Origin of the sequence: uncultured Algibacter sp. (assembly GCF_947495925.1) — a bacterium.
In the GTDB taxonomy this organism is placed as follows: domain Bacteria; phylum Bacteroidota; class Bacteroidia; order Flavobacteriales; family Flavobacteriaceae; genus Algibacter_E.
In genome coordinates this window covers 384,379-407,086 of the sequence record NZ_CANMAU010000002.1, presented here as the reverse complement: position 1 = coordinate 407,086, position 22,708 = coordinate 384,379, and the positions used below count along the sequence as shown (strand labels likewise).

The 22,708-nt window shown below is 32.4% G+C and carries 19 protein-coding genes and 1 pseudogene; 12 read left to right on the top strand and 8 right to left on the bottom strand.

Going from position 1 to position 22,708, the window contains the following annotated elements; genetic code table 11:
• Positions 1-55: 55 nt before the first annotated feature.
• The 6 genes and pseudogenes from Q0857_RS05060 (at position 56) to Q0857_RS05035 (ending at position 6,850) form a co-directional block, all read left to right on the top strand.
• Positions 56-1,120, top strand: coding sequence for a DUF481 domain-containing protein (locus Q0857_RS05060; RefSeq protein WP_298532819.1), 1,065 nt, complete (start codon positions 56-58; stop codon positions 1,118-1,120).
• 183 nt (positions 1,121-1,303) lie between these two features.
• Positions 1,304-1,919: pseudogene (locus Q0857_RS05055) on the top strand (methyltransferase domain-containing protein).
• Between the two features lie 80 nt (positions 1,920-1,999).
• Positions 2,000-4,033, top strand: coding sequence for a glycoside hydrolase family 2 TIM barrel-domain containing protein (locus tag Q0857_RS05050; protein ID WP_298532818.1), 2,034 nt, complete (start codon positions 2,000-2,002; stop codon positions 4,031-4,033).
• Positions 4,034-4,051: 18 nt separating this feature from the next.
• Entirely contained in the window at positions 4,052-5,356 is a 1,305-nt protein-coding gene (locus Q0857_RS05045) for a glycoside hydrolase (RefSeq protein WP_298532817.1), read from the top strand.
• A gap of 417 nt (positions 5,357-5,773) precedes the next feature.
• Positions 5,774-6,502: a hypothetical protein gene (locus Q0857_RS05040; RefSeq protein WP_298532816.1), complete on the top strand. Its 729-nt coding sequence runs from the start codon at positions 5,774-5,776 to the stop codon at positions 6,500-6,502.
• Positions 6,503-6,610: 108 nt separating this feature from the next.
• A complete protein-coding gene (locus Q0857_RS05035; protein WP_298532815.1) occupies positions 6,611-6,850 on the top strand; it encodes a hypothetical protein in 240 nt (79 codons plus the stop codon).
• Positions 6,851-7,030: 180 nt separating this feature from the next.
• Here the strand turns inward: Q0857_RS05035 and folK are convergent, their stop codons facing one another.
• Complete coding sequence (gene folK, locus Q0857_RS05030; RefSeq protein ID WP_298532814.1) at positions 7,031-8,161, bottom strand: 2-amino-4-hydroxy-6-hydroxymethyldihydropteridine diphosphokinase; 1,131 nt, start codon at positions 8,159-8,161, stop codon at positions 7,031-7,033.
• A gap of 69 nt (positions 8,162-8,230) precedes the next feature.
• Here folK and Q0857_RS05025 point away from each other — a divergent pair, with 69 nt between their 5' ends.
• The 4 genes from Q0857_RS05025 (at position 8,231) to Q0857_RS05010 (ending at position 12,850) form a co-directional block, all read left to right on the top strand.
• Positions 8,231-8,956 carry a queuosine precursor transporter gene (locus Q0857_RS05025; RefSeq protein ID WP_298532813.1) on the top strand — a complete coding sequence of 242 codons (726 nt, stop codon included), beginning with the start codon at positions 8,231-8,233 and terminating at the stop codon, positions 8,954-8,956.
• A 135-nt stretch (positions 8,957-9,091) separates the two neighbouring features.
• Positions 9,092-11,761, top strand: coding sequence for an AsmA-like C-terminal region-containing protein (locus Q0857_RS05020; protein ID WP_298532812.1), 2,670 nt, complete (start codon positions 9,092-9,094; stop codon positions 11,759-11,761).
• Positions 11,762-11,885: 124 nt separating this feature from the next.
• Complete coding sequence (rpsU, locus tag Q0857_RS05015; protein WP_019387676.1) at positions 11,886-12,080, top strand: 30S ribosomal protein S21; 195 nt, start codon at positions 11,886-11,888, stop codon at positions 12,078-12,080.
• A gap of 146 nt (positions 12,081-12,226) precedes the next feature.
• Positions 12,227-12,850, top strand: a complete 624-nt coding sequence (locus Q0857_RS05010; RefSeq protein ID WP_298532811.1) for a hypothetical protein — start codon at positions 12,227-12,229, stop codon at positions 12,848-12,850.
• Here the strand turns inward: Q0857_RS05010 and Q0857_RS05005 are convergent.
• The gene (locus Q0857_RS05005) at positions 12,847-13,641 is read right to left on the bottom strand and encodes a DUF2797 domain-containing protein (RefSeq protein WP_298532810.1); all 795 of its coding nucleotides are present in this window, start codon (positions 13,639-13,641) and stop codon (positions 12,847-12,849) included. The two genes, Q0857_RS05010 and Q0857_RS05005, sit on opposite strands and share 4 nt — an antisense overlap.
• Positions 13,642-13,683: 42 nt before the next feature.
• On the opposite strand from Q0857_RS05005, the gene Q0857_RS05000 reads away from it, so the two are divergent.
• Together Q0857_RS05000 and Q0857_RS04995 are read left to right on the top strand one after the other, a co-directional pair.
• A complete protein-coding gene (locus tag Q0857_RS05000) occupies positions 13,684-15,198 on the top strand; it encodes a GH3 auxin-responsive promoter family protein (RefSeq protein ID WP_298532808.1) in 1,515 nt (504 codons plus the stop codon).
• Between the two features lie 127 nt (positions 15,199-15,325).
• A complete protein-coding gene (locus Q0857_RS04995; RefSeq protein WP_298532806.1) occupies positions 15,326-16,924 on the top strand; it encodes an OmpA family protein in 1,599 nt (532 codons plus the stop codon).
• A gap of 295 nt (positions 16,925-17,219) precedes the next feature.
• Here the strand turns inward: Q0857_RS04995 and clpX are convergent, their stop codons facing one another.
• The 6 genes from clpX to Q0857_RS04965 form a co-directional block, all read right to left on the bottom strand.
• Positions 17,220-18,452, bottom strand: coding sequence for an ATP-dependent Clp protease ATP-binding subunit ClpX (gene clpX, locus Q0857_RS04990; protein ID WP_298532804.1), 1,233 nt, complete (start codon positions 18,450-18,452; stop codon positions 17,220-17,222).
• 73 nt (positions 18,453-18,525) lie between these two features.
• Entirely contained in the window at positions 18,526-19,200 is a 675-nt protein-coding gene (gene clpP / locus Q0857_RS04985; RefSeq protein WP_298532802.1) for an ATP-dependent Clp endopeptidase proteolytic subunit ClpP, read from the bottom strand.
• 139 nt (positions 19,201-19,339) lie between these two features.
• Positions 19,340-20,668 carry a trigger factor gene (gene tig, locus Q0857_RS04980; protein WP_298532800.1) on the bottom strand — a complete coding sequence of 443 codons (1,329 nt, stop codon included), beginning with the start codon at positions 20,666-20,668 and terminating at the stop codon, positions 19,340-19,342.
• A gap of 132 nt (positions 20,669-20,800) precedes the next feature.
• On the bottom strand, positions 20,801-21,148 hold the full coding sequence (locus tag Q0857_RS04975; protein ID WP_298532799.1) for a phage holin family protein: 348 nt from the start codon (positions 21,146-21,148) through the stop codon (positions 20,801-20,803).
• A gap of 31 nt (positions 21,149-21,179) precedes the next feature.
• Positions 21,180-21,944, bottom strand: a complete 765-nt coding sequence (locus tag Q0857_RS04970; protein ID WP_298532797.1) for an alpha/beta fold hydrolase — start codon at positions 21,942-21,944, stop codon at positions 21,180-21,182.
• The gene (locus Q0857_RS04965) at positions 21,944-22,657 is read right to left on the bottom strand and encodes a pyridoxine 5'-phosphate synthase (RefSeq protein WP_298532795.1); all 714 of its coding nucleotides are present in this window, start codon (positions 22,655-22,657) and stop codon (positions 21,944-21,946) included. Before Q0857_RS04965 ends, Q0857_RS04970 begins: the two co-directional genes overlap by 1 nt.
• Between the last annotated feature and the right edge of the window lie 51 nt (positions 22,658-22,708).

The following is a 22,708-nucleotide window of genomic DNA, read 5'->3' as shown; positions in this document are numbered from 1 at the left end:
AACTGTTTAAATTCTAACTTTGTGAGATAACCATTTTACCAAAAAAACCTAATCAATGAATAAGTCTAGCTCTTTGTTTATTTTACTTTTCAGTATATCGTTGATAAGTCTTGGCCAAAATGACTCTTTAGTTCTTAATAATGGCAATACTATTATAGGAGATTTAAAAAGCATGGATAAAGGCGTTTTAACTATAGAACCACCATACTCTGATTCTGATTTTAAAATTAAATGGGAAGACATTAAGGAAATGAAAGCCTTACAAAGATACTTAATTACGCTTTCTGACGGACAAAGAATAAACGGAAGCTTCAGCTCTGTTGGAGAGGGCAAAATTTTTATAGACAATGAAGATGGCGAGGACCTGACTGTTGACCAAAATGACATTGTTAATATAAATAGTGTAGACAGTAGTTTTTTGAGTCGACTCTCCGCTAATATTGACTTTGGATTTTCATTAACAAAAGCAAATAACCAGCAGCAGTTAAATGGGAATTTGAGAATGGGTTATTTGGCTGACAGATGGTCTCTTGAATTATACTATAACACCTTAATTACTACTCAAGATGGTGTTGATGACATACAAAGAAATGATGCAGGACTTGGTTTTCGATACTTTTTACCTGCAGATTGGAATCTTTCTGCAGACATAGACTTTCTATCAAATACAGAGCAATCTTTAGATTTACGCACCACTGCGAAAATGGGGGTTGGTAATTACATTAAACACACTAACTCATTATATTGGAATGTTTCAGGAGGGGTTGCATTGAATAATGAAACTTTTTCTCCTGTTTTTAATCCAGATGATGGCACAAGCACAACAGCTCCAAGCAGAAATTCTATGGAAGGGTATATAGGAACAGAATTAAACCTTTACGATATTGGTGATTTAAATCTTTTCACCAACCTTACGCTGTACCCCACAATTATTTCTGATCCATCTGTTGCCTCTGGTCGTTTTCGTACAGACTTTAGATTTGATGCAAAATATGATGATGTGTTTATAAAAGACTTTTACGTTAGAGCGGGTTATACATTGAACTATGACAACCGCCCTGCTGAAGCAGGAAAAGAGGTAGATTATATCTTCACTACTGGTTTTGGTTGGGAATGGTAAAAAGAATAAAGAGAGGTACTATCACATAAAATTAGAAGTTCAAATGTTATGATCTATTCCAAAGGTTGGGAATTGCACATTTGTATATTAGCAGATTTAACCATTAAAACAGATTCAAATCTTTGCGTAAGCAGCAACCTAAAAAATTTCAAAATCAAGAAGCCTTGGCCAACTAAGGATGTTATGAATCAAATTTATGATTTAAAGCTTTGGGGAGGTGAGTCTTTTGATTTTTACTCGGGAGAAGGCTCTCACAATTTAGATATTATAAACTCTTATCTAGAACAAGTCATTTTATTTTTAAGTTCTTTTAAAGAACCTTTAATTGTATGCGATTTAGGTTGTGGAGATTTCAATATTGGAAGACACCTCGTTAAATATGCCAAATCATATATTGCTATTGATATAATTGAAATACTTATTGATAGAAATAAAAAAAAATAATGAAAGAGGCTTAGAGTTTCAGTGTTTAGACATTTCAAAAGATGAACTTCCTAAAGGAGATTGTGTTATTTTACGACAAGTACTACACCACCTTTCTAATACCGAAATTCAAAATATTCTAACTAAACTCAAAAATTACAAGTACGTTATTCTAACAGAACACATTCCTTTAGGAACATTTATTCCAAATAAAGACATTATTTCTGGACAAGGTATTAGAATAAAAAAACAGAGCGGAATTTCTATTTTAGAGCCGCCCTTCAATTTCAAAATAAAAGAAGAGAAAACACTTCAAAAAAAGCTTCTAGAAAACAATAAAGGTCAGATTAATACAATATTATACAAAACGGTATAACTTTTTTAACTTTTAGCTTGGCGATCAGTCTATATTACAAGTTTTTTATACATTTATTGCTACTTACCAAACTAAATAATATGTCATTAAAAAACCTTCTTGTAGCCTTTACACTCTTTTCTTTCTTCATGGGGCATGCGCAAATTTCATTTATAAAATCAAGAGACCACATTAATCTTACAGACTGGAACTTCAAAAAAGGAAACGTATATAACGCTCAAAATTTAAATCCGAATTTAAGCGGCTGGAATTTGGTTAAAATTCCGCATACATACTCCATGGATGCCATTGAAGAAAACGGATATTATCGTGGCGTTGTTTGGTACCAAAACAAAACTACTATACCCAAGACAATGGCTGGAAAACAAATTTTTATTCGTTTTGAAGCTGTAGGTCACGAAGCTACCGTATATATAAACGGCAAAAAATTAGGACAGCATTCTGGTGGCTATTCCGCATTTTGTTTTAACATCACAGATTATGTAGCATTTGGCGAAGAAAACAATATTGCTGTAAAAGTTACAAACGAACCAAATTTTAAAAGAATACCTGTTACCGATAAACTTTTTAATATTTATGGAGGTATTTATAGACCAGTACAAATATTCGCAACTCCAGAAACTCATATTTCTCCTATACATTTTGCTTCATCCGGAGTGTTTATAAAACAAAAAAACATAAATAGTAATCTCGCGAAGCTAACTCTTGAAACCCATATAAAAGGCACTAAAAACCAGGAAGCTCAGCTAAAGTATATCGTTAAAGATAGAATGGGGGAAATAGTTCTTGAAAAAACAAAACCCATAAATTTCAAATCAGGTTCTGAAATTATTAAAGAGCCTTTCGAAATTCAATCGCCAATATTTTGGAATGGTCGTAAAAACCCACATATCTATACCATCGAAATTGAATTAAAAACAGAGAAAACCAAAGACAAAGTCATACAAAATTTCGGTATTAAATCGTACAGGATAGACCCTAAAAAAGGTTTCTATTTAAATGGAGAAATTTATGATTTGCATGGTGTAGCCATGCACCAAGAGTGGAAAAAATTTGGGCCTGCTCTTAAAGAAGATAATCACATAAAAGATATGGATCTTGTTGATGAAATTGGAGCAACCACATTACGTTTATCACATTATCAACATTCTGAAACCACTTATAATCTTGCTGATGAAAAAGGTATTTTAGTTTGGAGTGAAATTCCTTTTGTACACGATTATAGTGGACGTGAACTACCAAACGCCAAACAACAACTAAAAGAGTTAATCCTGCAAAATTATAATCACCCAAGCATTTTTGTTTGGGGCTTATGGAATGAAGTTCGTGCTTACCAAAGCCCTGACGAACCTTGCGTACAGCACACCAAAGAGCTAAACGAACTTGCTCATAGTCTGGATAAAACCCGTTTAACTATTTCGGCTAGTGATAGAGGAGTTAATTCCAATATGGGAGGTATCACAGATTTGCAAGCTTGGAACAAATATTTTGGTTGGTATACCGGAGAATATAAAGATTTAGCAAGGTGGTTAGATGAATCAAATCAAACAAAACCAGAAATAGGAATAAGTATAAGTGAATACGGAGCGGGAGGAAATATTTTTCAGCAAGATATTACCAATCTAGATAAACCTTTTGGAACGTTTTTTCCAGAGCAAGACCAAACGTACTGTCATGAAGTTTCTTGGAAAATAATAAAAGACCGTCCTTTTGTTTGGAGTTCATACATATGGAATATGTTCGATTTTTCCGTTGGAGACTGGAATCGTGGGGGGATTCCATTTACTAATCATAAAGGATTAATTACGTTTGATCGATCGACTAAAAAAGATGCTTTTTATTTTTATAAAGCTAATTGGTCAGACACACCAGTTTTATATATAGCCGAACGCAGACATACTAAGCGTAAAAATAACTTGGTAGATGTAAAAATCTATACAAATCAAGATAAAGTTACTCTTTATGTAAATGACAAAAAAATTGCTAAAAAGAAACTAACATCCACCATTCATATTCTCACTTTTGAAAATATCAAACTTGAAGAAGGAAAAAACATCATCAAAGTACATTCTGGTAAATCCATGACTGATGAGGTAGAATGGCAACTAAACTAATTTCAAACTTTAAGAAAAATGAGATCAATTTTACTTTTAATTCTAGTACTAGCTATTTACTCCTGTAACAGCAAATCTGAAGAGCAAACGCAATCTATAAATAATGAACCCCAAGATGCTTTTCCATTATTTCTTGAAAACCTTGATCCGAACAGAAAGTTAAGCAGTGCCATGGAACGCAGTTTTAAGCATTATGAGGCACCTCGTCTTTTAGATAACGAATTGTATTCGAACTTCAAATATACGGAACTTGAAGGCTTTGATTACAACGACGGTGATGGCACAATTACCCGCAGAGACCCTTCAAAAATTATTTTTGAAAATGGCAAATATTATGTGTGGTACACCTATCGAAACACACCAACTAAACCTATGGGATATGCTAAATGCAACGACACAATACCCTCTGCAGATTGGGATTTATGCGATATTTGGTACGCCACAAGTACCGATGGCTTTACATGGGAAGAACAAGGTGTGGCTATTCCAAAGCCTAAAAAACCAAATCCTGGTTGGCGATCCGTTTCAACAACAGATGTCTTGAAATGGAAAAACAAATATTATTTATATTATCAAGCGTTTAGCGCTCCAAGTGGAAAACCTTCTGATGGAGGCGGTAGTGATGTATGTCCTGTTGCTATGTCCTATGCAGATTCGCCAGATGGTCCCTGGACACCGTTAAATAAAGTAGTTATTGATTTTGGTAAAGAAAATGAATGGGATCATCGCGTAATACACGATCCCTACCCTTTAGTGCACGATGGAAAGATATATGTCTATTATAAATCCGGTATGGGCAAAAGAGATGCCAACAAAAAACATTGGGATGGATGGGGCGTTGCTATTGCCGAATCGCCTGAAGGTCCATATAAAAAACATCCCTTAAACCCAGTAATGAACTCTGGGCATGAAACTATTCTATTTCCTTTTAAAGAAGGCGTTGCCGCCATTGTAACCACTGATGGTATAGAACATTACACCATTCAATACGCAAAAGATTGGGTGAATTTTGAGATTGCCTCAGTAGGTAAAATGTTACCTGTAGCCGCAGGCCCATTTTCACCAGATGCTTTCACGGATTCGGGAGATGCAGACGGGATTTCTTGGGGACTTTCTCATTTTATAAATGCAGGAAATGATTGGGGTAAAATGTATACCAAATTAGCACGATTTGATTGTGATTTAAGTAGAAAAATAAATGACCCAAGCATGAAAAAATCTAATCTCCTATATCCTAATGATTTATATTTCAAATATGGATTAAACGAAGCCCAGCGTGAACGTATTGATAAAGAAAATCAATCTGTTTTGAATAATCAATAAATGGAGAAAGACTTAAGGTTACAGCATGCTTATTAACTTGTCAATTCATCGCTTTTTGCATGTTAAATTTGATGGTTTTCGTGCAGATATTAGATACCATGTCAAAACATGATGATATCTTTATGAAAAACTTCTACGTTAAGCAAACAATACCTTGAAATTAAGATAAGCATCCTGCTAAAGCAAGAAAAAAAGTCGATTATATCTTCATCGCTGGTTTTAGATGGAACAGGTAAATATGCTTTAATTATATTCATTTCATAAATTAAACCTGACTACTTTTTTGACTTATAAATAATTAACGAGATGGATTACACTTCTTTAAGCCATCCCATTTTACTAATTCAAAAAAAATATTTTAGGGTTTTTAATCCATAATTACCCTTTTTAATATAGAAACCTTAAAGAGACATAAAAATGAAAACAATAAGACTTTTGAAAGCAATAATGCTTTCAACGCTTATACTACTCATAGTCATACCATCTAATAAACTTCAAGCGCATGCAAGCAGTTTTAATATGACTATGAGCCAACCTAGTAGCTCAGAACCTTCAAAACACAATGCCTCAAGCTTAATTACCAGTGCTAATAAGGCATTAACTTATACCATAAAAGTGTCTAAAGAGAGTAAGGACAATAGATTATCCATGAACAATAAAGATGCTGCTCCATATTGGAAAGCACTAAAATCACTTAACTCAGAATTACACAAAACCGAACGTGGAGCTTTATTAAAAGATGAAACCTTTTTTACCGGTATGGCTGCTGCATTATCTTCAGTAGAAGAATTAAAGATTGTATACGAGATGATAAACGTTAAGGATGAAAAAATTCAAAAAGGTATTAACCAAACGTCAGAAACCATCAATCTTCTATACATGAATTATTCTAAAGAATCACAAGACAAAGATTCTAACAAACCACTTACCAGTGAAGAGCGGAAGCAATTAGAGAAATTAAAATCTAAGCAGAAAGAGTTACAGAGTAAACTTAATGAGATGGAAAAAAAGATGGGCAAGAATGCTAAAGGTATTAATGAATTACGTAAAAAATCCATAGAACTAGAGCGCGCTCAAAATAATAGAAATGACTACTTCTGGGCTATGCATACCTTTAACATGATGCACGGTTGGATGTGGGGATGACATTGGTATTGGGGACCTTGGGGAGGTTGGTGCCCAGGATTTTCTGTAATAATTATAGATAGCTATTATGACTATTATTCATTTTATTACGGCTATGATTGGGGCTATATGGATGCCGTTATTGACATGGATTATGCTCTAGATTATGAATTAGATCTTATAGAAATGGATTATTATAACGATTACATAGATAGTTATGATTACATAGCCCCTGAGTATAATGATGATTATGGTAGCTACGATAATTACAATATTCCTAAAACCAATGATTACGGCACTTTTGACGACCTAGGAGGAATGGATAGTTTTGATTATGGCGGTGGAGATTTTGACTATTCTGGTTGGTAAAAAACGTAAACAATAAACCCTCTAATGAAATTTCATTAGAGGGTTTATTAGTTTTATCCAAATCCGTAAACAGAGCCTACCTTTCAATAGACTTTAAACTTAATTCAGAATAAAAAAATTTAAAATTTTGGATTTACCTAAATCGAGAATTGCTAGTTATTCTTAACGTATAATCGAAACTTAAAACACACACATCTCGTTTAACACAGATAAATAATCCATTCTATTTTCGACAAAATCTTTATCTGAAATATCAATAATCTTCACATTAAAATCCTTCTGCGTTTTTAAAAAGTCTAAATATCCCGAGTTTATTCTCTCTAAATAATCATCGGTTATATTTTGCTCATAATCGCGTCCTCGTTTTTTAATATTTTGCTGCAAACTTTCGGTATTTTGATATAAATAAATATACAAATCAGGCTTTCGCAAATCCTTGAACATTAAATAGAATAATTTTCTATATAAACTAAACTCCTCATCATTCAATGTTATTTTAGAAAATATAAGCGATTTAAACACGTCATAATCACTAACAATAAATTCTTTAAATAAATCTAACTGAGATAAATCGTCACTAATTTGCTGGTATCTATCTGCTAAAAAAGACATTTCTAAAGGAAATGCATATCTTGAGGGATCTTCATAAAATTTAGGCAAAAAGGCATTATCAGTAAAACGTTCTAAAATTAATTTGGCATTAAAATCTTGCGCCATCAACATTGCTAAACTTGTTTTTCCTGCACCAATATTGCCTTCAATAGCAATGTAATTATATTTTGAAAAGTTATATGATTTCCTAGGGTTCTTCAACCAAATTTTAATGGGCTCAAGTATAGAATTATCTTCGCATTCTTCTAATAAAATAGCAACCTTTTTATTTAATGTTGGATGAATAATTTTTGTCCCTATATCATTAAGCGGTTGCAACACAAAACGTCTCTTTCCCATTTCGGGATGAGGCACCTTTAGCGTTTCGGTATCGATAATTTGATCTTCAGCAAAAATAATATCTAAGTCTATAACCCTAGCTTCATACCCTTTACCTTCAGAGCGTGTGCGCCCCATTTTAGTTTCAATTCTTAGCAGTTTTTGCAATACAGTTTCTGAATCTAAATAACTTTCTAAAACTAAACATGCATTAAAAAAATCGTCACTTTCAAAACCAAAAGCCGGTGATTTATACACCTTAGAAATTAGTTTAATGTTTCCAATTTCAACATGAATAGTATCTACAGCATCTTGAAGGTTTTTAAGTTTATCTCCTTTGTTGCTTCCTAAGGCTATATGATATGTCGTTGGTTTTTGCATAAAAAGCAAAATAACTAAAACAATTTTTAATCCATTATATTTACACAACCTATTTATTCACAATTATAAATGACATTAAAAGACAAACTTGCAGCCCAACGTATATACATCCTTTTAGGTGCTTTATTCATAACCTCGCTTGTTGTTTCAAACCTCATTTTTCAGAAATTCTTCTACTGGTACCCTTTTGATATTGAAATATTTGGTAGCAAACTTTTTGAGATTTCTGTTGGTATTTTACCCTACCCCATTACCTTTTTAATTACAGATTTAATTAGTGAAATTTACGGCAAGAAACGCGCTAATGATGTTGTTGTGACTGGTATTTTTGCTTCTTTATTCTCTCTTTTAATTATAAAAATGGGAAGTGTAGTTCCTGCAATCTCTTGGTCTTATGTAAAAGACGATACGTTTCAAACTGTATTTGGAAATTCTTCTATAGCCGTTTTTGCAAGTATGCTTACCTATCTATTCGCTCAATTTGTTGACATTCAAATATATCATTTCTGGAAACGCCTTACCAAAGGCAAACACCTCTGGTTGCGAAATAATTTCTCTACTTGGTTTTCTCAATTTGTAGACACCTTTACTATTGTGTTTCTTCTTTGTTCTTTTGGTATTATTGATTGGGTAAATTTTAAAGGTTTACTGATTAGTGGTTTTATTTTTAAAGTCCTTATTGCGGTTTTAGACACTCCTTTTTTATATCTAAGTGTTTATTTATTCAGGAAACGTTTCAATTTAAAGGTCAATGAAGAGATAGATTTTCTGGGAGCAGATTTAATCAAAAAATAGCGTTAAGGGATAAATTACATTAAACTTTTTCACTTCGTTCAACTAAAACATTATTCTGTACGTATATACTTATTAAACCATATTGTTGGTTTATTTTAAGTAAAATACGTGTGTACAAATTACAAATTAACCCCAATGAAGAAAGCATTTAAAATTATTGGAATTACCATACTTATTATCATCGCTCTTTTAATTGCCATCCCTTTTGCCTTTCAAGGTCAAATACAGGATATGGTAAAACGATTTATAAATCAAAACCTTAATGCGCAAGTAGAATTTAATGCTGTTAGCCTAAGTTTTATTCAAAGTTTCCCGCAAGCTCATGTAAACGTAAATGATTTGGTGATTACAAATTTTGAACCTTTTAAAGATGAGACTTTTGTTACTGTAAAAGACATTGACTTCACCATGTCTATAAAAGAATTATTTAAAAATGCGAGTGAAGACCCTATTGTAGTCAACGCTATTTATGTTAATGAAGCCCTATTAACCTTAAAAACAGACTCCTTTGGCAACAATAATTACGACATTACTAAAGAAGATTCTAATAACGCTTCCGCAGAAGAAGAAACCAGTAGTTTTTCTTTCAGCATTGAAGACTACCAAATAAAAAATAGTGCACTCACCTATATAGATGAAATTTCTGAGACTTTAATTCACATCTCAGAATTAAATCATGAAGGTCATGGCACATTTTCTGCTGAAACTTCAGAACTAAATACAACCAGTAATGCCAATGTGAGTTTCACTATAAACAGCACCAATTATTTAAATAATAATTCCATTAAAATCGATGCCTTAATAGGTCTAGACTTAGCAAACAGCAAATACACTTTTAAAGACAATAAAGGATTTATTAACGACCTACCACTTCATTTTGAAGGTTATGTTCAGCAAGTTGAAAATGGACAAGAGATTGATATTACTTTCGAAAACCCGGAATCTAACTTTAAAAACTTTTTGGCAATAATCCCAAAAACCTATTCTAAAAACATTGAAGATGTTGAAACCTCAGGAGATTTTAAAATTAAAGGAGTCATTAAAGGCTTAAGTTCAGATGAAACGATACCCAAGCTCGATATTCGCATCAGTTCAAATAATGCTTCCTTTAAATATCCTGATTTACCTAAACGCGTTGATCATATTAATATTAATACCATTATAAAAAACACAACTGGTCTGGTTGATGATACCTATATTGACATTAAAGCTCTTGACTTTAAAATTGATAATGATGTTTTTAAATCATCAACTACTTTAAAAAACATCACAAAAAATATGATGGTTAATGCGCATGTAGATGGTATTTTAAGTTTAGGCAACATTACTAAAGTATACCCTATTGAGTTGGAACATGATTTAAGTGGTATTTTAAAAGGCAAGTTAAATACCAGATTTGACATGGATGCTTTAGAAACAAATGCCTATGATCGCATAAAAAATGAAGGCTCAGTAAGCATTACAGATTTCATTTTCTCTTCTGAAGATATTGTAAACCCAATACATATTTCTCAAGCCAATATGACGTTTAATCCAGCAACCGTATCATTAAATACATTTAAAGCAAAAACTGGCAATAGCGATTTGGATGCGACCGGAAGTATAAATAATCTTCTTGGGTTTTTATTAAGTGATGGTACGCTTAAAGGTAATTTTAATGTCAATTCTAATAACTTCAAGGTAAGTGATTTTATGTCTGAAGAGGACTCATCAACTGAAAACAAAACCACAGGAGATTCAGAATCTCTTAAGATTCCATCATTTTTAGACTGCACTATAAACGCAAATGCCAAAGCGGTAGTTTATGATAATTTAAATCTAAAAGACTTAAAAGGAACGTTGTTTATAAAAAATCAAAAAGCCATACTTGAAAACATGACTTCAAGTATTTTTGATGGAGCTCTCTCAATATCTGGCGATGTTTCCACAAAAGAAAAAACCCCTACGTTTAATTTGAACCTTGGTGCGAAAAACTTGGATATTTCTAAATCCTTTAAAGGGTTAGAGCTCTTACAAAATTTAGCTCCAATTGCTAAGGTTCTCGATGGAAAATTAAATACAGACCTAAAACTATCGGGCAGTTTAGATAAAGACTTTTTACCTAATTTAAATTCTATGTCTGGTGATGCTTTAGCTGAATTGTTAGCAACTAGGATAAACAAAAATCAAGATGATTTAATAACTAAATTGGATGGCGCATTAGGCTTTGTTGATTTTGACAAGCTAGATTTAAAAGACCTAAAAGCGCATGTTGAATTTACAGATGGCCAAGTAGCCGTAAAACCTTTTAATTTCAAATATAAAGATATTGACATCGAAGTCTCTGGCGCCCATGGTTTTGATAAAACCATAAATTATAATGCCATTTTTAATGTTCCCGCCAAATATCTAGGTAGCGATGTCAATAGACTTATTGGAAGTATTAACGACTATGAAATAAACAACATATCTATTCCAGTAACTGCAAATATTGGTGGTAGCTATGCAAATCCTTCTATCAAATCTGATTTAAGTAGTGGCGTTAAAAATCTATCAAACCAACTTGTTGAAATTCAAAAGCAGAAATTACTAAATCAAGGAAAAGCTGAAGTAAATAATTTAATTAATGATGTTATTGGAGAAAATCAATCTAAAACCGATTCGATAAAAAAAGAGCAAAACAATACTGTTGAAAATGTTTTAAATGATATTATAAAGTCAGGTAAAACACCTAAAGACTCAGCCAAAACGGACCAAACAACAGAGGCTGTTAAAAATGTTTTAGGAGGTTTATTAGGCAAATCCAAAAAGGACACGGTAAATTAATAATACAAACAGTATCAATTGATTAAAAAATTTACTATTTATTAGGTTTTCTTAATAAAAATATTGAATTTTGCCATCCCTTTTAAAAGGATAGATTAAAAATAAAAAATAAAGTACCATATATATGTTAAAAATAATTGTAAAAGACGGCGAAAATATAGAACGCGCTTTAAAGCGTTACAAAAGAAAACACAGAAACATTAAAGTAATGCAAAATCTAAGAGATGGTCAGTTTTTCACTAAACCTTCTGTAAAAAGACGTCGTGAAGTTCAAAAAGCAGCATATATTCAAAATTTAAGAGATCAAGAGGATATATAAATTGACTCTTTCTAAATAATTTAAAATCCATTTACATCATGTTTGTAAATGGATTTTTTTGTTTTCGCCCACACCTTTACTTCATTTCTTTTAAAATATTAAAAACAAAACTGTAAGTTTTCGCGGTTTGTTTACACAAAACAAATGTGATTCTAATATACTTACTTATTGGGTTTTTAACCGCCACCATAAGCGCATTACCGCTAGGAGCTTCAAATATTGCGGTAATCAATACAACATTAAAGCAGAATGCTCAACAAGCCTTTAAAATTGCAATTACAGCTGGAATCGCAGAGGTTATACTGTCATACTATACACTTCATTTCAATAAAGTAATTAAAGATTTTTTTAATAACAACCTATGGGTACAAGTTTTACTGGTAGTCATCCTGTTTGTTGCGGGTAGTATCTTATTGCTTAAAAAACAATCTAGTGCTACTTCTAAAAAAAGAATAGTCACCAAATCAAAATATGCAACTGGGTTTTTATTAGGTATGATAAACCCTCCTGTTTTAATTTACTGGGTTATTGCTTATGGCGTTATAAATAGTAATGATTTTATGTTGTCCCTAAAATCATCATTCTCGACTTTGTTTTTATTCTTTTCAGGAGTCTATCTTGGGAAACTTTTAACCTTATATGCCTATAGTAAAGTCAGTCTCGTCATAAAAAGTAAAATTCAAAATATAAATAAGATCGTGAATAAAGTCACTGGTTTACTTTTAATATTCTTAAGCTTTATTCAAGCTTTGAAAATATACGTTTTCTAATCCATTGAGATATTAACCACCAAGCCCTCATTAGCTCGAATGTTAAAAACAGTTTGATCTTCGAAAATTAGATATTGCCCTTTAACACCAACCAATTTTCCTGAGTATTGTTGAGACTTTATAAGATTTAAGCTTTTTGGTTTTTCAGGATATTTATTTACTGGGAACTCTAAATGTGTTTCCGTATTATTATCAATGAAATAATCTTCAACTTCCTTAGGAATATATTGAGATAATCGATCTCTCCATTCAACTAAGTTTTCGTCTTCAATATCATTTTTAAGCATTTTCCTCCAATTGGTTTTGTCAGCCACATGCTCTTTTAAAGCAACTTCAGTGATTCCAGCTAAATACCTATTAGGTACCTCAACAATCTCAATAGCCTCATGAGCGCCTTGATCAATCCATCTTGTAGGTACTTGACTTTTTCTTGTTACACCAACCTTTACATTACTAGAATTAGCTAAGTATACAATATGTGCTTGTAACTGAGCTCTTTTTTCATACTCTAAATCACGATCTTCTTTACCCAAATGTGCAGTGCTCAATTCTGGCCTCATAATCCAATCTCCAGCCTTCGCTGTATCATAAAAACACTGCTTATCGAAACCCTGTCTGTAAATAGGTTTATCCAAACCACAGTTTAAACATTGATACTTAACAAACTTAATGGTGATATTTTTATCCAATAATTGGTTCATGTTTATAAAGTCATTTTCAAACACTAAATAGTACTGAATCGGACTAGAAAACTCGGTTGTCATTTTTGTTAAAACACCTTGGTAGGTCATGAAAAAAAGTATTATTTTTAAAATCTTAAAGATAAAATAAATATGCCAATACCTATAGTTAATTCAATTGCTTCTTGGTTTTTAAAAAAACGATTTCATCAAATTGAGTTGTTTTTAAAATACCCAAATGAAGTACAAAATGAATTACTATTAAGTTTAATTGGTATAGCAAAAGACACTGAAATTGGAAAAGAGCACGACTTCGCATCGATAAAGAACTACAGAACTTTTGCCGAACGTGTACCCATAAAAAACTATGATGGCTGGCAAGATGTTATTGAGCGTTCGCGACGCGGCGAGAGTAATTTATTTTGGCCCACTCCAATAAAGTGGTTTGCAAAATCTAGTGGTACAACAAGAGCCAAAAGCAAATTCATTCCTGTGAGTATGGAGTCTCTTGAAGATTGCCATTATGCAGCAAGTAAAGATTTGCTCTGCATGTATTTAAACAATAATGAAGATTCTCAATTGTTTACAGGTAAAAGCTTACGTCTAGGAGGCAGTAAAGAACTATACACGGAAAATGGGACTGTTTTTGGCGATTTATCTGCTATCTTAATTGATAACATGCCTTTTTGGGCAGAGTTTAGCAGTACCCCTAGCAGTAAGGTGTCTTTAATGAGTGATTGGGAGCATAAAATGCAAGCCATAGTTGATGAAACTATTAACGAGAATGTTACAAGTCTGGCGGGTGTCCCGTCCTGGATGTTAGTTTTACTTAATAATGTTTTAGAAACTACAGGAAAGCAAAATTTACATGAAGTCTGGCCAAACCTTGAAGTGTATTTTCATGGCGGGGTAAGTTTCACACCATATAAAGATCAGTACAAAAATATTCTTCATAATAAGGATTTTAAGTATTACGAGACTTATAATGCTTCAGAGGGTTTTTTTGCCATTCAAGACCGAAATGATTCTAATGAACTACTATTGATGCTTGATTATGGTATTTTTTATGAGTTTATTCCAATGAACATATATGCCACTGCAGAGGAAAAAGCAATCCCTCTAAGTGAAGTCAAATTAAACCAAAATTATGCTGTAATTATTACTACAAATGCAGGGTTATGGCGGTATAAGATTGGGGATACTGTAAGGTTTACATCATTAAACCCATACAGGATTAAAATATCAGGAAGAACAAAGCATCATATCAACGTGTTTGGAGAAGAACTTATTATTGAGAATGCCGAAAATGCGCTTAAAAAAGTATGCAAACGCACAAAATCAGAAATAGTAGATTTCACTGCTGCTCCTATTTTTATGGAAGGTAAAGAAAAAGGTGCTCATGAATGGTTGATTGAGTTTAAAACACCCCCAAAAGACATTAACTATTTTAACGAATTATTTGATAATGCCCTGAAATCATTAAACTCTGATTATGAAGCAAAACGCCACAATAATATCACACTTAACAAACCAAAAATTCATGTAGCTCGTTATCACCTGTTTTATGATTGGTTAAAACAAAATAATAAGTTAGGTGGCCAGCACAAAATCCCGAGACTTGCTAACACTCGCGAGTACATGGATGAATTGTTAAAACTTAACAATTAAATTTTAGTAAAAACCGTAAAAAACTAATAACTTGTCGAATTAAATGGCGATTAATCTATGAAATTCGATTAAAGCTTTTTATCAGTTCTATATTTATAGTCTTAATTCATTATAATCCCTCAATTAAATGAAAGCAATAGTATCTTTTTTCATTTGCCTTATTTGCAGCTTTAGCTATAGTCAAGGCACTTCGAATTCAAATTTTAATATAAATAAAAATCTTCACGATGGTCAAATTAATTCAAATATTGGATCTAATGGGTTTAGTTTTGAATTAATTGATGCTGGTATTAATACGAAGTATTCTGAAATTGGTTCAGATATATATAGAGATAAAATCATTTTAGTTTCTACAAAAAAAATTGGAGGAGTTGCTAAAATTGACCCAAATACGGGTGAAGCATTCAAAGAATTATTTCGTGCAGACATTAGTGCAAATGGATCGTTAAGCAGGCCTTTGTTATTCTCAAAAATCTTGAATTCTAACAATAGTGAGGATAATCTAACATTTTCTCCAGATCAACAGACCGTTTATTATACCAGAAGTAGCAAAGAGAATTCCCTCGAATTTAAACTTTATAAAGCCGAGTTACAAGAAAACACAATTGGAATATGGATTAACCATGCTTTAGTTAGCTTCAATGAACCTAACATTTCCATTGAAACACCTTTTGTAAATAAATCTGGCGATAAACTTTATTTTTCAGCTAATTTCCCTGATGCGATAGGCGGATACGATTTATATGTTTCAAATATTAATGCAGACGGCACATTAAGTGCGCCTAAAAACCTAGGAAACACCATAAATACAGTAAAAGACGAAAAGTACCCAGCACTTTCTCTAGACGGAAAGCATTTATTTTTCTCTTCAAAAGGACATGAAAATTTAGGCGGTTATGATGTGTTTAGAAGTAGAATATCAAAAAGTGGCTTTTCACCTGTTATTAACCTTGGTAATACCATAAACTCCTCATCGGACGAGATTGCATATTTTTTAGCTGGTAGAAACAAAGGCTATGTAACGTCGAATAGACAAGGAGGCAAGGGAGGTTATGACATCTATACAGCGACTAATGATGATGTAATTCAAATATTAAGTGGAAACATTACTGATAAGGAAACACAAATAAACCTACCCAATACTTTGGTTGTTTTGGAAGACATAGATGGAGAAGAAATAGCCAGAACAACAAGTAATGAACAAGGAGTATATAAATTTGATGTTGCACCTTATGAAAAATACATTTTAAAAACTAGTAAGGATGGCTTTAAAGATGAATCCTTTTCTTTTTTCTCAAATGTTGGCAATACAAGTGATTATGAAATGAATTTAGAGCTTGTTATAACTGAACCTGTGATTGCAGAAGTGAATGACAAATTACAAATCGTTTTAGAAAATATTTATTTTGACTTTAATAAATGGAATGTTAAGGAGGAATCCACCATATCATTAAACAAAATTGTAAAAGTACTTAAGGAAAATCTAGAAATGAAATTGATGATTAATGCCCATACAGATAATAAGGGTAGAGAGTCTTACAATTTAAACTTATCTAATAAACGCGCAGCATCCGCAGTTAAATATATTTTATCTAAAGGTATTTCTCAAGATAGATTACAATCAAAAGGATATGGTGAAACGCAACCATTGATAGATTGTAAATCGGATTGTTCTGACGATGATTTACAAGCAAATAGGCGAATTGAATTTGTAATTTTAGAATAACTTCAATTACTGAATAGAGTTAAACTCGTTTAAAAACAACCCAATTAAGTCTTTTAACGAGTATTTCATCTTATAATCTAAAACACATCAAAAACACTTTGCCTAGTAAGTTTATAAGTATATTTTTAAAAAGTTTTAAAACTTAAACACAAAAAAAATCTGTAAATATTTCTATTTCCCTCTTGAAATTTTACTTCAAATACTAATTAAAATATTCCATTATTAATTAATATCCATAAAAAAACCACACTTTTAGTGTGGTTTTTTTATTATAGTAAAAGAATATAAAAATGTTTTATGAAACCGCTTTAAGTTTTTTTATTGTTGTTTTAGACAATTTACCTTCAGCATAAGCTTTAGTTACGTTTAACTCTTTTTCATCACTACTTGGTAAATCGAACATCGCATCGGTTAAAATCTCTTCGCAAAGAGAACGTAATCCTCTTGCTCCTAGCTTATACTCAATAGCCTTATTAACAATAAAATCTAAAGCACCGTCAGTAATTTTAAATTCAATTTTATCCATATCAAACAATTTTTTGTATTGTTTGATAATTGCATTCTTAGGTTCTGTTAAAATAGCTCGTAAGGTATCGGCATCCAAAGGATTCATATAGGTTAGCACCGGCAAACGCCCTATGATTTCGGGAATCAAACCAAAATCTTTTAAATCTTTTGGAATAATGTATTGCAATAAGTGATCCTGATCTACAACATCATCTGACATGGAAGCACTATAACCGACTGCTTGCATGTTTAATCGCTTAGAAATCACACGCTCAATACCATCAAAAGCGCCGCCAGCTATGAATAAAATATTCTCAGTATTTACTTCTATGAACTTTTGATCAGGGTGTTTCCTACCTCCTTTTGGTGGAACATTAACAACCGTTCCTTCCAATAGTTTTAATAACGCCTGCTGTACCCCTTCACCTGAAACATCTCTTGTTATCGATGGATTATCACTTTTACGAGCAATCTTATCAATCTCATCAATAAAAACAATTCCCTTTTCAGCTTTCTCTAAGTTATAATCAGCAGCCTGTAAAAGTCTGGTTAAAATACTTTCAACATCTTCACCTACATAACCTGCCTCTGTCAACACCGTAGCATCAACAATAGCTAAAGGTACATTCAACATTTTAGCTATGGTTTTAGCCATTAAGGTTTTACCTGTACCTGTTTGACCAACCATCATGATATTACTCTTTTGAATATCGATATCGTCTGTAGTTGGTGTTTGCAACAATCTCTTATAGTGATTATATACGGCCACAGACATTACTTTTTTCGTAACATCTTGCCCTATAATATATTCATCAAGGAAAGCTTTTATTTGATGTGGTTTGCGAAGCTTTAATTCAGCCGACAAATCATTACTGTCATTTTGTTTTGACTCTTCCAGCACAATACCATGAGCCTGCTCAATACATCTATCGCATATATGCGCGTCTAAGCCTGCTATCAACAAGTTTGTCTCTGGCTTCTTTCTACCACAAAATGAACACTCTAATTCTTCTTTTGCCATTAATCTAATTCTATTTTGGTGTAAATTATTATAACTACTTCTGTTACAATCTTATAAAATTACAATTTTTTATTTAATTACGTGCTAATATCTCGTCAATCATACCGTATTCCTTGGCTTTATCCGCCTTCATCCAGTAATCTCTATCGCTATCTTCATATACTTTGTCGTAATCTTGTCCAGAGTGCTTACTAATAATTTTATAAAGTTCTTCTTTTAAAATCAATATTTCTCTTGCCGTAATTTCAATATCACTAGCCTGCCCTTGAGCACCACCCAATGGCTGATGAATCATAACTCGAGAATGTGTTAAACCACTACGTTTTCCTTTTTCTCCTGCACACAATAACACAGCACCCATTGACGCAGCCATACCAGTACAAATTGTCGCAACATCTGGTTTAATAAACTGCATGGTATCATAAATACCTAAACCTGCGTATACACTCCCTCCTGGAGAATTAATATAAATTTGAATATCTTTATTTGCGTCTGTACTTTCCAAGAACAATAACTGCGCCTGAACAATATTAGCAACTTGATCATTTATACCTGTTCCTAAAAAAATGATTCTATCCATCATTAAACGAGAAAACACGTCAAAAACAGCAATATTCATTTGGCGTTCCTCAATAATGTTTGGAGTAAGATTAGTAGGATACATACTACTTATAATTTTATTATAATATGTACTACTTATCCCTTGATCTTTTATCGCGAATTTTTCAAATTCTTTTGCGTAATCCATAATTTTAAAATTGATTTTTATTAAAATATTGACTTACAACAAGATATGTTTAAAGTCAAATTTATTAAGATTTTTACTGAATAAAAAAGCGCCTAAATCCAACGATTTAAGCGCTTAAATATAAGCATTTATTATTTACCTATTTATCACCATAAACTTCTTTAACAAAGTTTTCGTAACTTAATTCTTTAACTTTAATATTTGCTTTTTCTTTATAAACTTCTAAAAGTTTTTGGCTAACTAATTGTTCTGAAATTCTTCGAGCTTCATCTTGATTAGATAGTACGCGTGCTGCTATATCATCTAATTCTTTATCTGAAGGATTCATTTGACCAAACTGCGCCATCTGCCCTTTTATCATTTCCCTAGCATGATTCTTAATATCATCCATAGTCACTTGAACATCATTATCAGCAATTAGCTTACCTTCGATTAATTGGTAACGTAAACTTTTTTCTGATTTTTCATACTCTTCTTTTGCCGTATCAGCATCCATTTCTTTTTCGCCTGCAGTTTGCATCCATTTTGTTAAAAATTCAGCTGGCAAATCAAATTTTGTATTATCAACTAAATATTCAGTAACATCATTTAAAAACTTTTGATCTGCTTGTTGAACAAATTGCTTTTCGGCGTCTTCTTTGATTTTTGTTCTTAATTCTGTTACAGAACTAACTTTTTCCTGAGGGAAAAGTTTATCAAATAATTCTTGATCTAAATCTGCTAATTGGCGCTCATTAATTTCAGTAATTGTAAAATTCACTTCAACATCTAAACCGTGTACGGCATCATGATCTAGTTTTAAAGCATGCATTAAGTCATGCTCATCATCAAAAAGACCTTTAGTTTTCAAAGTAAGTACATCGCCCGCCTTAGCTCCAATAAATTGTTTTGCAGTAGACTTTCCTTTAAATTTATCTAAGGTTAAAGTTACAGTATTATCAATTTCTTTTTCTTCGTTAGTGTAAGCTCCTGTAATCTCACTGTCTTTAACAACAGTATCTTGAGATACTAATTTCCCGTATTGTTTTTGAATACGTTCAATTTGCTCATCAATCATTTTATCATCGGCAACAATGTTATACTTCGTAATTGCCTTTTTGCTTTTTAATTCTACATCAAATTCTGGAGCTAAACCTAATTCAAATTCAAAAGAAAACCCCTCAGCATCCCAATTAATATCATCTTGAGGCTTTGGTAAAGGTTGCCCAAGAACATCCAATTTTTCTTCAGTTAAATATTTATTTAAGGCATCTTGTAGTAATTTATTAACCTCATCAACCAATACAGCTTTACCATATTGCTTTTTAACCATACCCATTGGCACATGCCCTTTTCTAAAACCAGGAATGTTTGCCGTCTTTCTATAATCTGTTAAGATTTTTTCAACTTTATCACTGTAATCCTCTTTAACGATATCTACTTTTACTACAGCATTTAATGCGTCAACGTTTTCTCTTGTAATATTCATTTTCAACTTAATAAAACCCACAAAGGGCATTTAACAAAAGGTTTTTGAATCAAAATTGACCAAACCAAAATTGGGATGCAAAAATAATATATTTTTACATCCCAACAAAGTTTTTAATTGCTTGATTTTAAGCTACATTTTATCTTCTTTTAAAAGCGAATAAAGAATGGATTGAAGAATAGACAAAAGCACGCTAAACAGTATCGCTGTCCAAATGCTACTTACTGAAAATCCGTCAATTAAATTACCAGCTAATAAAATTATTAAAGCATTAATTATTAACAGAAATAAGCCCAATGTTAGGATCGTAATTGGTAAGGTAAAAATAACCAAAATTGGCTTCACAAATAGATTCAACAAGGCTAGAACTACTGACACTATAATTGCAGTGATATACCCATCAACGGTTACCCCTGGTAAAACATATGCCAAAATAAATACTGCTACGGCTGATAATAATAACTTGAGAATGAGTTTCATTTTATAATTTTTACTAAATGTACAAAATATTTCAACTTACAAACCCTATAACAGCATCAAAAAAATCTTTGGGGTTTTCGGCATGTAACCAGTGTCCTGCATTTGAAATAGCCACAATACCAGCTTTAGGAAATTGATTTGAGATAATGGTTTCATCATCCAAACCAATATACTCGGAACGGTCCCCTCTTAAAAATAACGTCGCTTTATCAAACTTTAAATAGCTTGGTAAAGATTCTCCAACCTCAGCAACTTCTCTTTTCAAAACTTCCAAATTTAATCTTAAGCCTAATTGCCCCTTCTCAACCCAATATAAATTTTTTAGCAAAAATTGTCGTGTCCCAAAATCTGAAACATAACTACTTAATACTTTATCGGCTTCTCCTCGCCCCTTGATCTTACTAAAATCTAGAGCACACAATCCATCAAGTATAGCATCATGATGTACAGGATAAAATCTGGGTGATATATCTGCAACTATTAATTTTGAAACAAGTTCTGGGTATTCAGCTGCGAATAACATAGCTGTTTTCCCTCCCATGGAATGCCCCAACAAAATTACATCTTCTAGCTCATATTCATCACAATACTGCTTCAAATCTTGAGCAAGTACTTCATAATTAAAAGCATCATCATGAAAACTTCTGCCATGATTTCGCTGATCTACCAAGTGTACCTGAAAACCCTTTTCGCTAAATTGATTCCCAAGTGTTTTCCAATTATCACTCATTCCCAAAAATCCATGTAAAATAACAAATGGCTTTCCTTCTCCTAGAATATTTGAATGTAGTAGCATTATTTTAATTTACGTAAATACATCTGAATAACGTTTTCAATACCCAAATACAGGCTTTCTGCAATTAAAGCATGTCCAATAGAAACCTCTAGAAGTCCTGAAACATTTTCTTTAAAAAACTGAATGTTTTCCAAAGACAAATCATGCCCAGCATTTACTCCAAGACCTAATTCGGTAGCTAACTTAGCACTTTCAGCAAACGGCTGTATGGCATTAGTATTTCCTAAGCCATATTGAAGCGCATAGGATTCCGTATATAACTCAATCCTATCTGTCCCTGTTTCTTTTGCCCCTTCTATTTGTTCCAAAACAGGGTCAACAAAAATAGAAGTTCTAATACCATTATTCTGAAACTCATTAATCACATCACTTAAAAAATCTTTATGCTTAATGGTATCCCAACCTGCATTACTAGTTAAAGCCTCAACGGCATCTGGAACCAAAGTCACTTGAGTGGGTTTTACCTCTAGCACCAACTTCATAAAAGAATCTACAGGATTACCCTCAATATTATATTCAGTATAAACTTCTGGCTTTAAATCTCTTGCATCCTGATACCTAATATGTCTTTCGTCCGGTCTAGGGTGAATTGTTACGCCCTCTGCCCCAAAGCGCTGTACATCTTTTGCAAACTGAACTACATTGGGAACATCCCCTCCTCTAGAATTTCTTAATGTAGCGATCTTATTGATATTAACACTTAGCTTTGTCATAAATTAGCTTTAAAACGCAAAAATACAAAGTACAACAAGCATACATACTTT

Coding starts and splice junctions, on each gene's coding strand:
- Q0857_RS05060 (WP_298532819.1), top strand. CDS start 56: ATGAATAAGTCTAGCTCTTTGTTTATTTTACTTTTCAGTATATCGTTG.
- Q0857_RS05050 (WP_298532818.1), top strand. CDS start 2,000: ATGTCATTAAAAAACCTTCTTGTAGCCTTTACACTCTTTTCTTTCTTC.
- Q0857_RS05045 (WP_298532817.1), top strand. CDS start 4,052: ATGAGATCAATTTTACTTTTAATTCTAGTACTAGCTATTTACTCCTGT.
- Q0857_RS05040 (WP_298532816.1), top strand. CDS start 5,774: ATGAAAACAATAAGACTTTTGAAAGCAATAATGCTTTCAACGCTTATA.
- Q0857_RS05035 (WP_298532815.1), top strand. CDS start 6,611: ATGGATGCCGTTATTGACATGGATTATGCTCTAGATTATGAATTAGAT.
- folK (WP_298532814.1), bottom strand. CDS start 8,161: ATGCAAAAACCAACGACATATCATATAGCCTTAGGAAGCAACAAAGGA.
- Q0857_RS05025 (WP_298532813.1), top strand. CDS start 8,231: ATGACATTAAAAGACAAACTTGCAGCCCAACGTATATACATCCTTTTA.
- Q0857_RS05020 (WP_298532812.1), top strand. CDS start 9,092: ATGAAGAAAGCATTTAAAATTATTGGAATTACCATACTTATTATCATC.
- rpsU (WP_019387676.1), top strand. CDS start 11,886: ATGTTAAAAATAATTGTAAAAGACGGCGAAAATATAGAACGCGCTTTA.
- Q0857_RS05005 (WP_298532810.1), bottom strand. CDS start 13,641: ATGACCTACCAAGGTGTTTTAACAAAAATGACAACCGAGTTTTCTAGT.
- Q0857_RS05000 (WP_298532808.1), top strand. CDS start 13,684: ATGCCAATACCTATAGTTAATTCAATTGCTTCTTGGTTTTTAAAAAAA.
- Q0857_RS04995 (WP_298532806.1), top strand. CDS start 15,326: ATGAAAGCAATAGTATCTTTTTTCATTTGCCTTATTTGCAGCTTTAGC.
- clpX (WP_298532804.1), bottom strand. CDS start 18,452: ATGGCAAAAGAAGAATTAGAGTGTTCATTTTGTGGTAGAAAGAAGCCA.
- clpP (WP_298532802.1), bottom strand. CDS start 19,200: ATGGATTACGCAAAAGAATTTGAAAAATTCGCGATAAAAGATCAAGGG.
- tig (WP_298532800.1), bottom strand. CDS start 20,668: ATGAATATTACAAGAGAAAACGTTGACGCATTAAATGCTGTAGTAAAA.
- Q0857_RS04975 (WP_298532799.1), bottom strand. CDS start 21,148: ATGAAACTCATTCTCAAGTTATTATTATCAGCCGTAGCAGTATTTATT.
- Q0857_RS04970 (WP_298532797.1), bottom strand. CDS start 21,944: ATGCTACTACATTCAAATATTCTAGGAGAAGGAAAGCCATTTGTTATT.
- Q0857_RS04965 (WP_298532795.1), bottom strand. CDS start 22,657: ATGACAAAGCTAAGTGTTAATATCAATAAGATCGCTACATTAAGAAAT.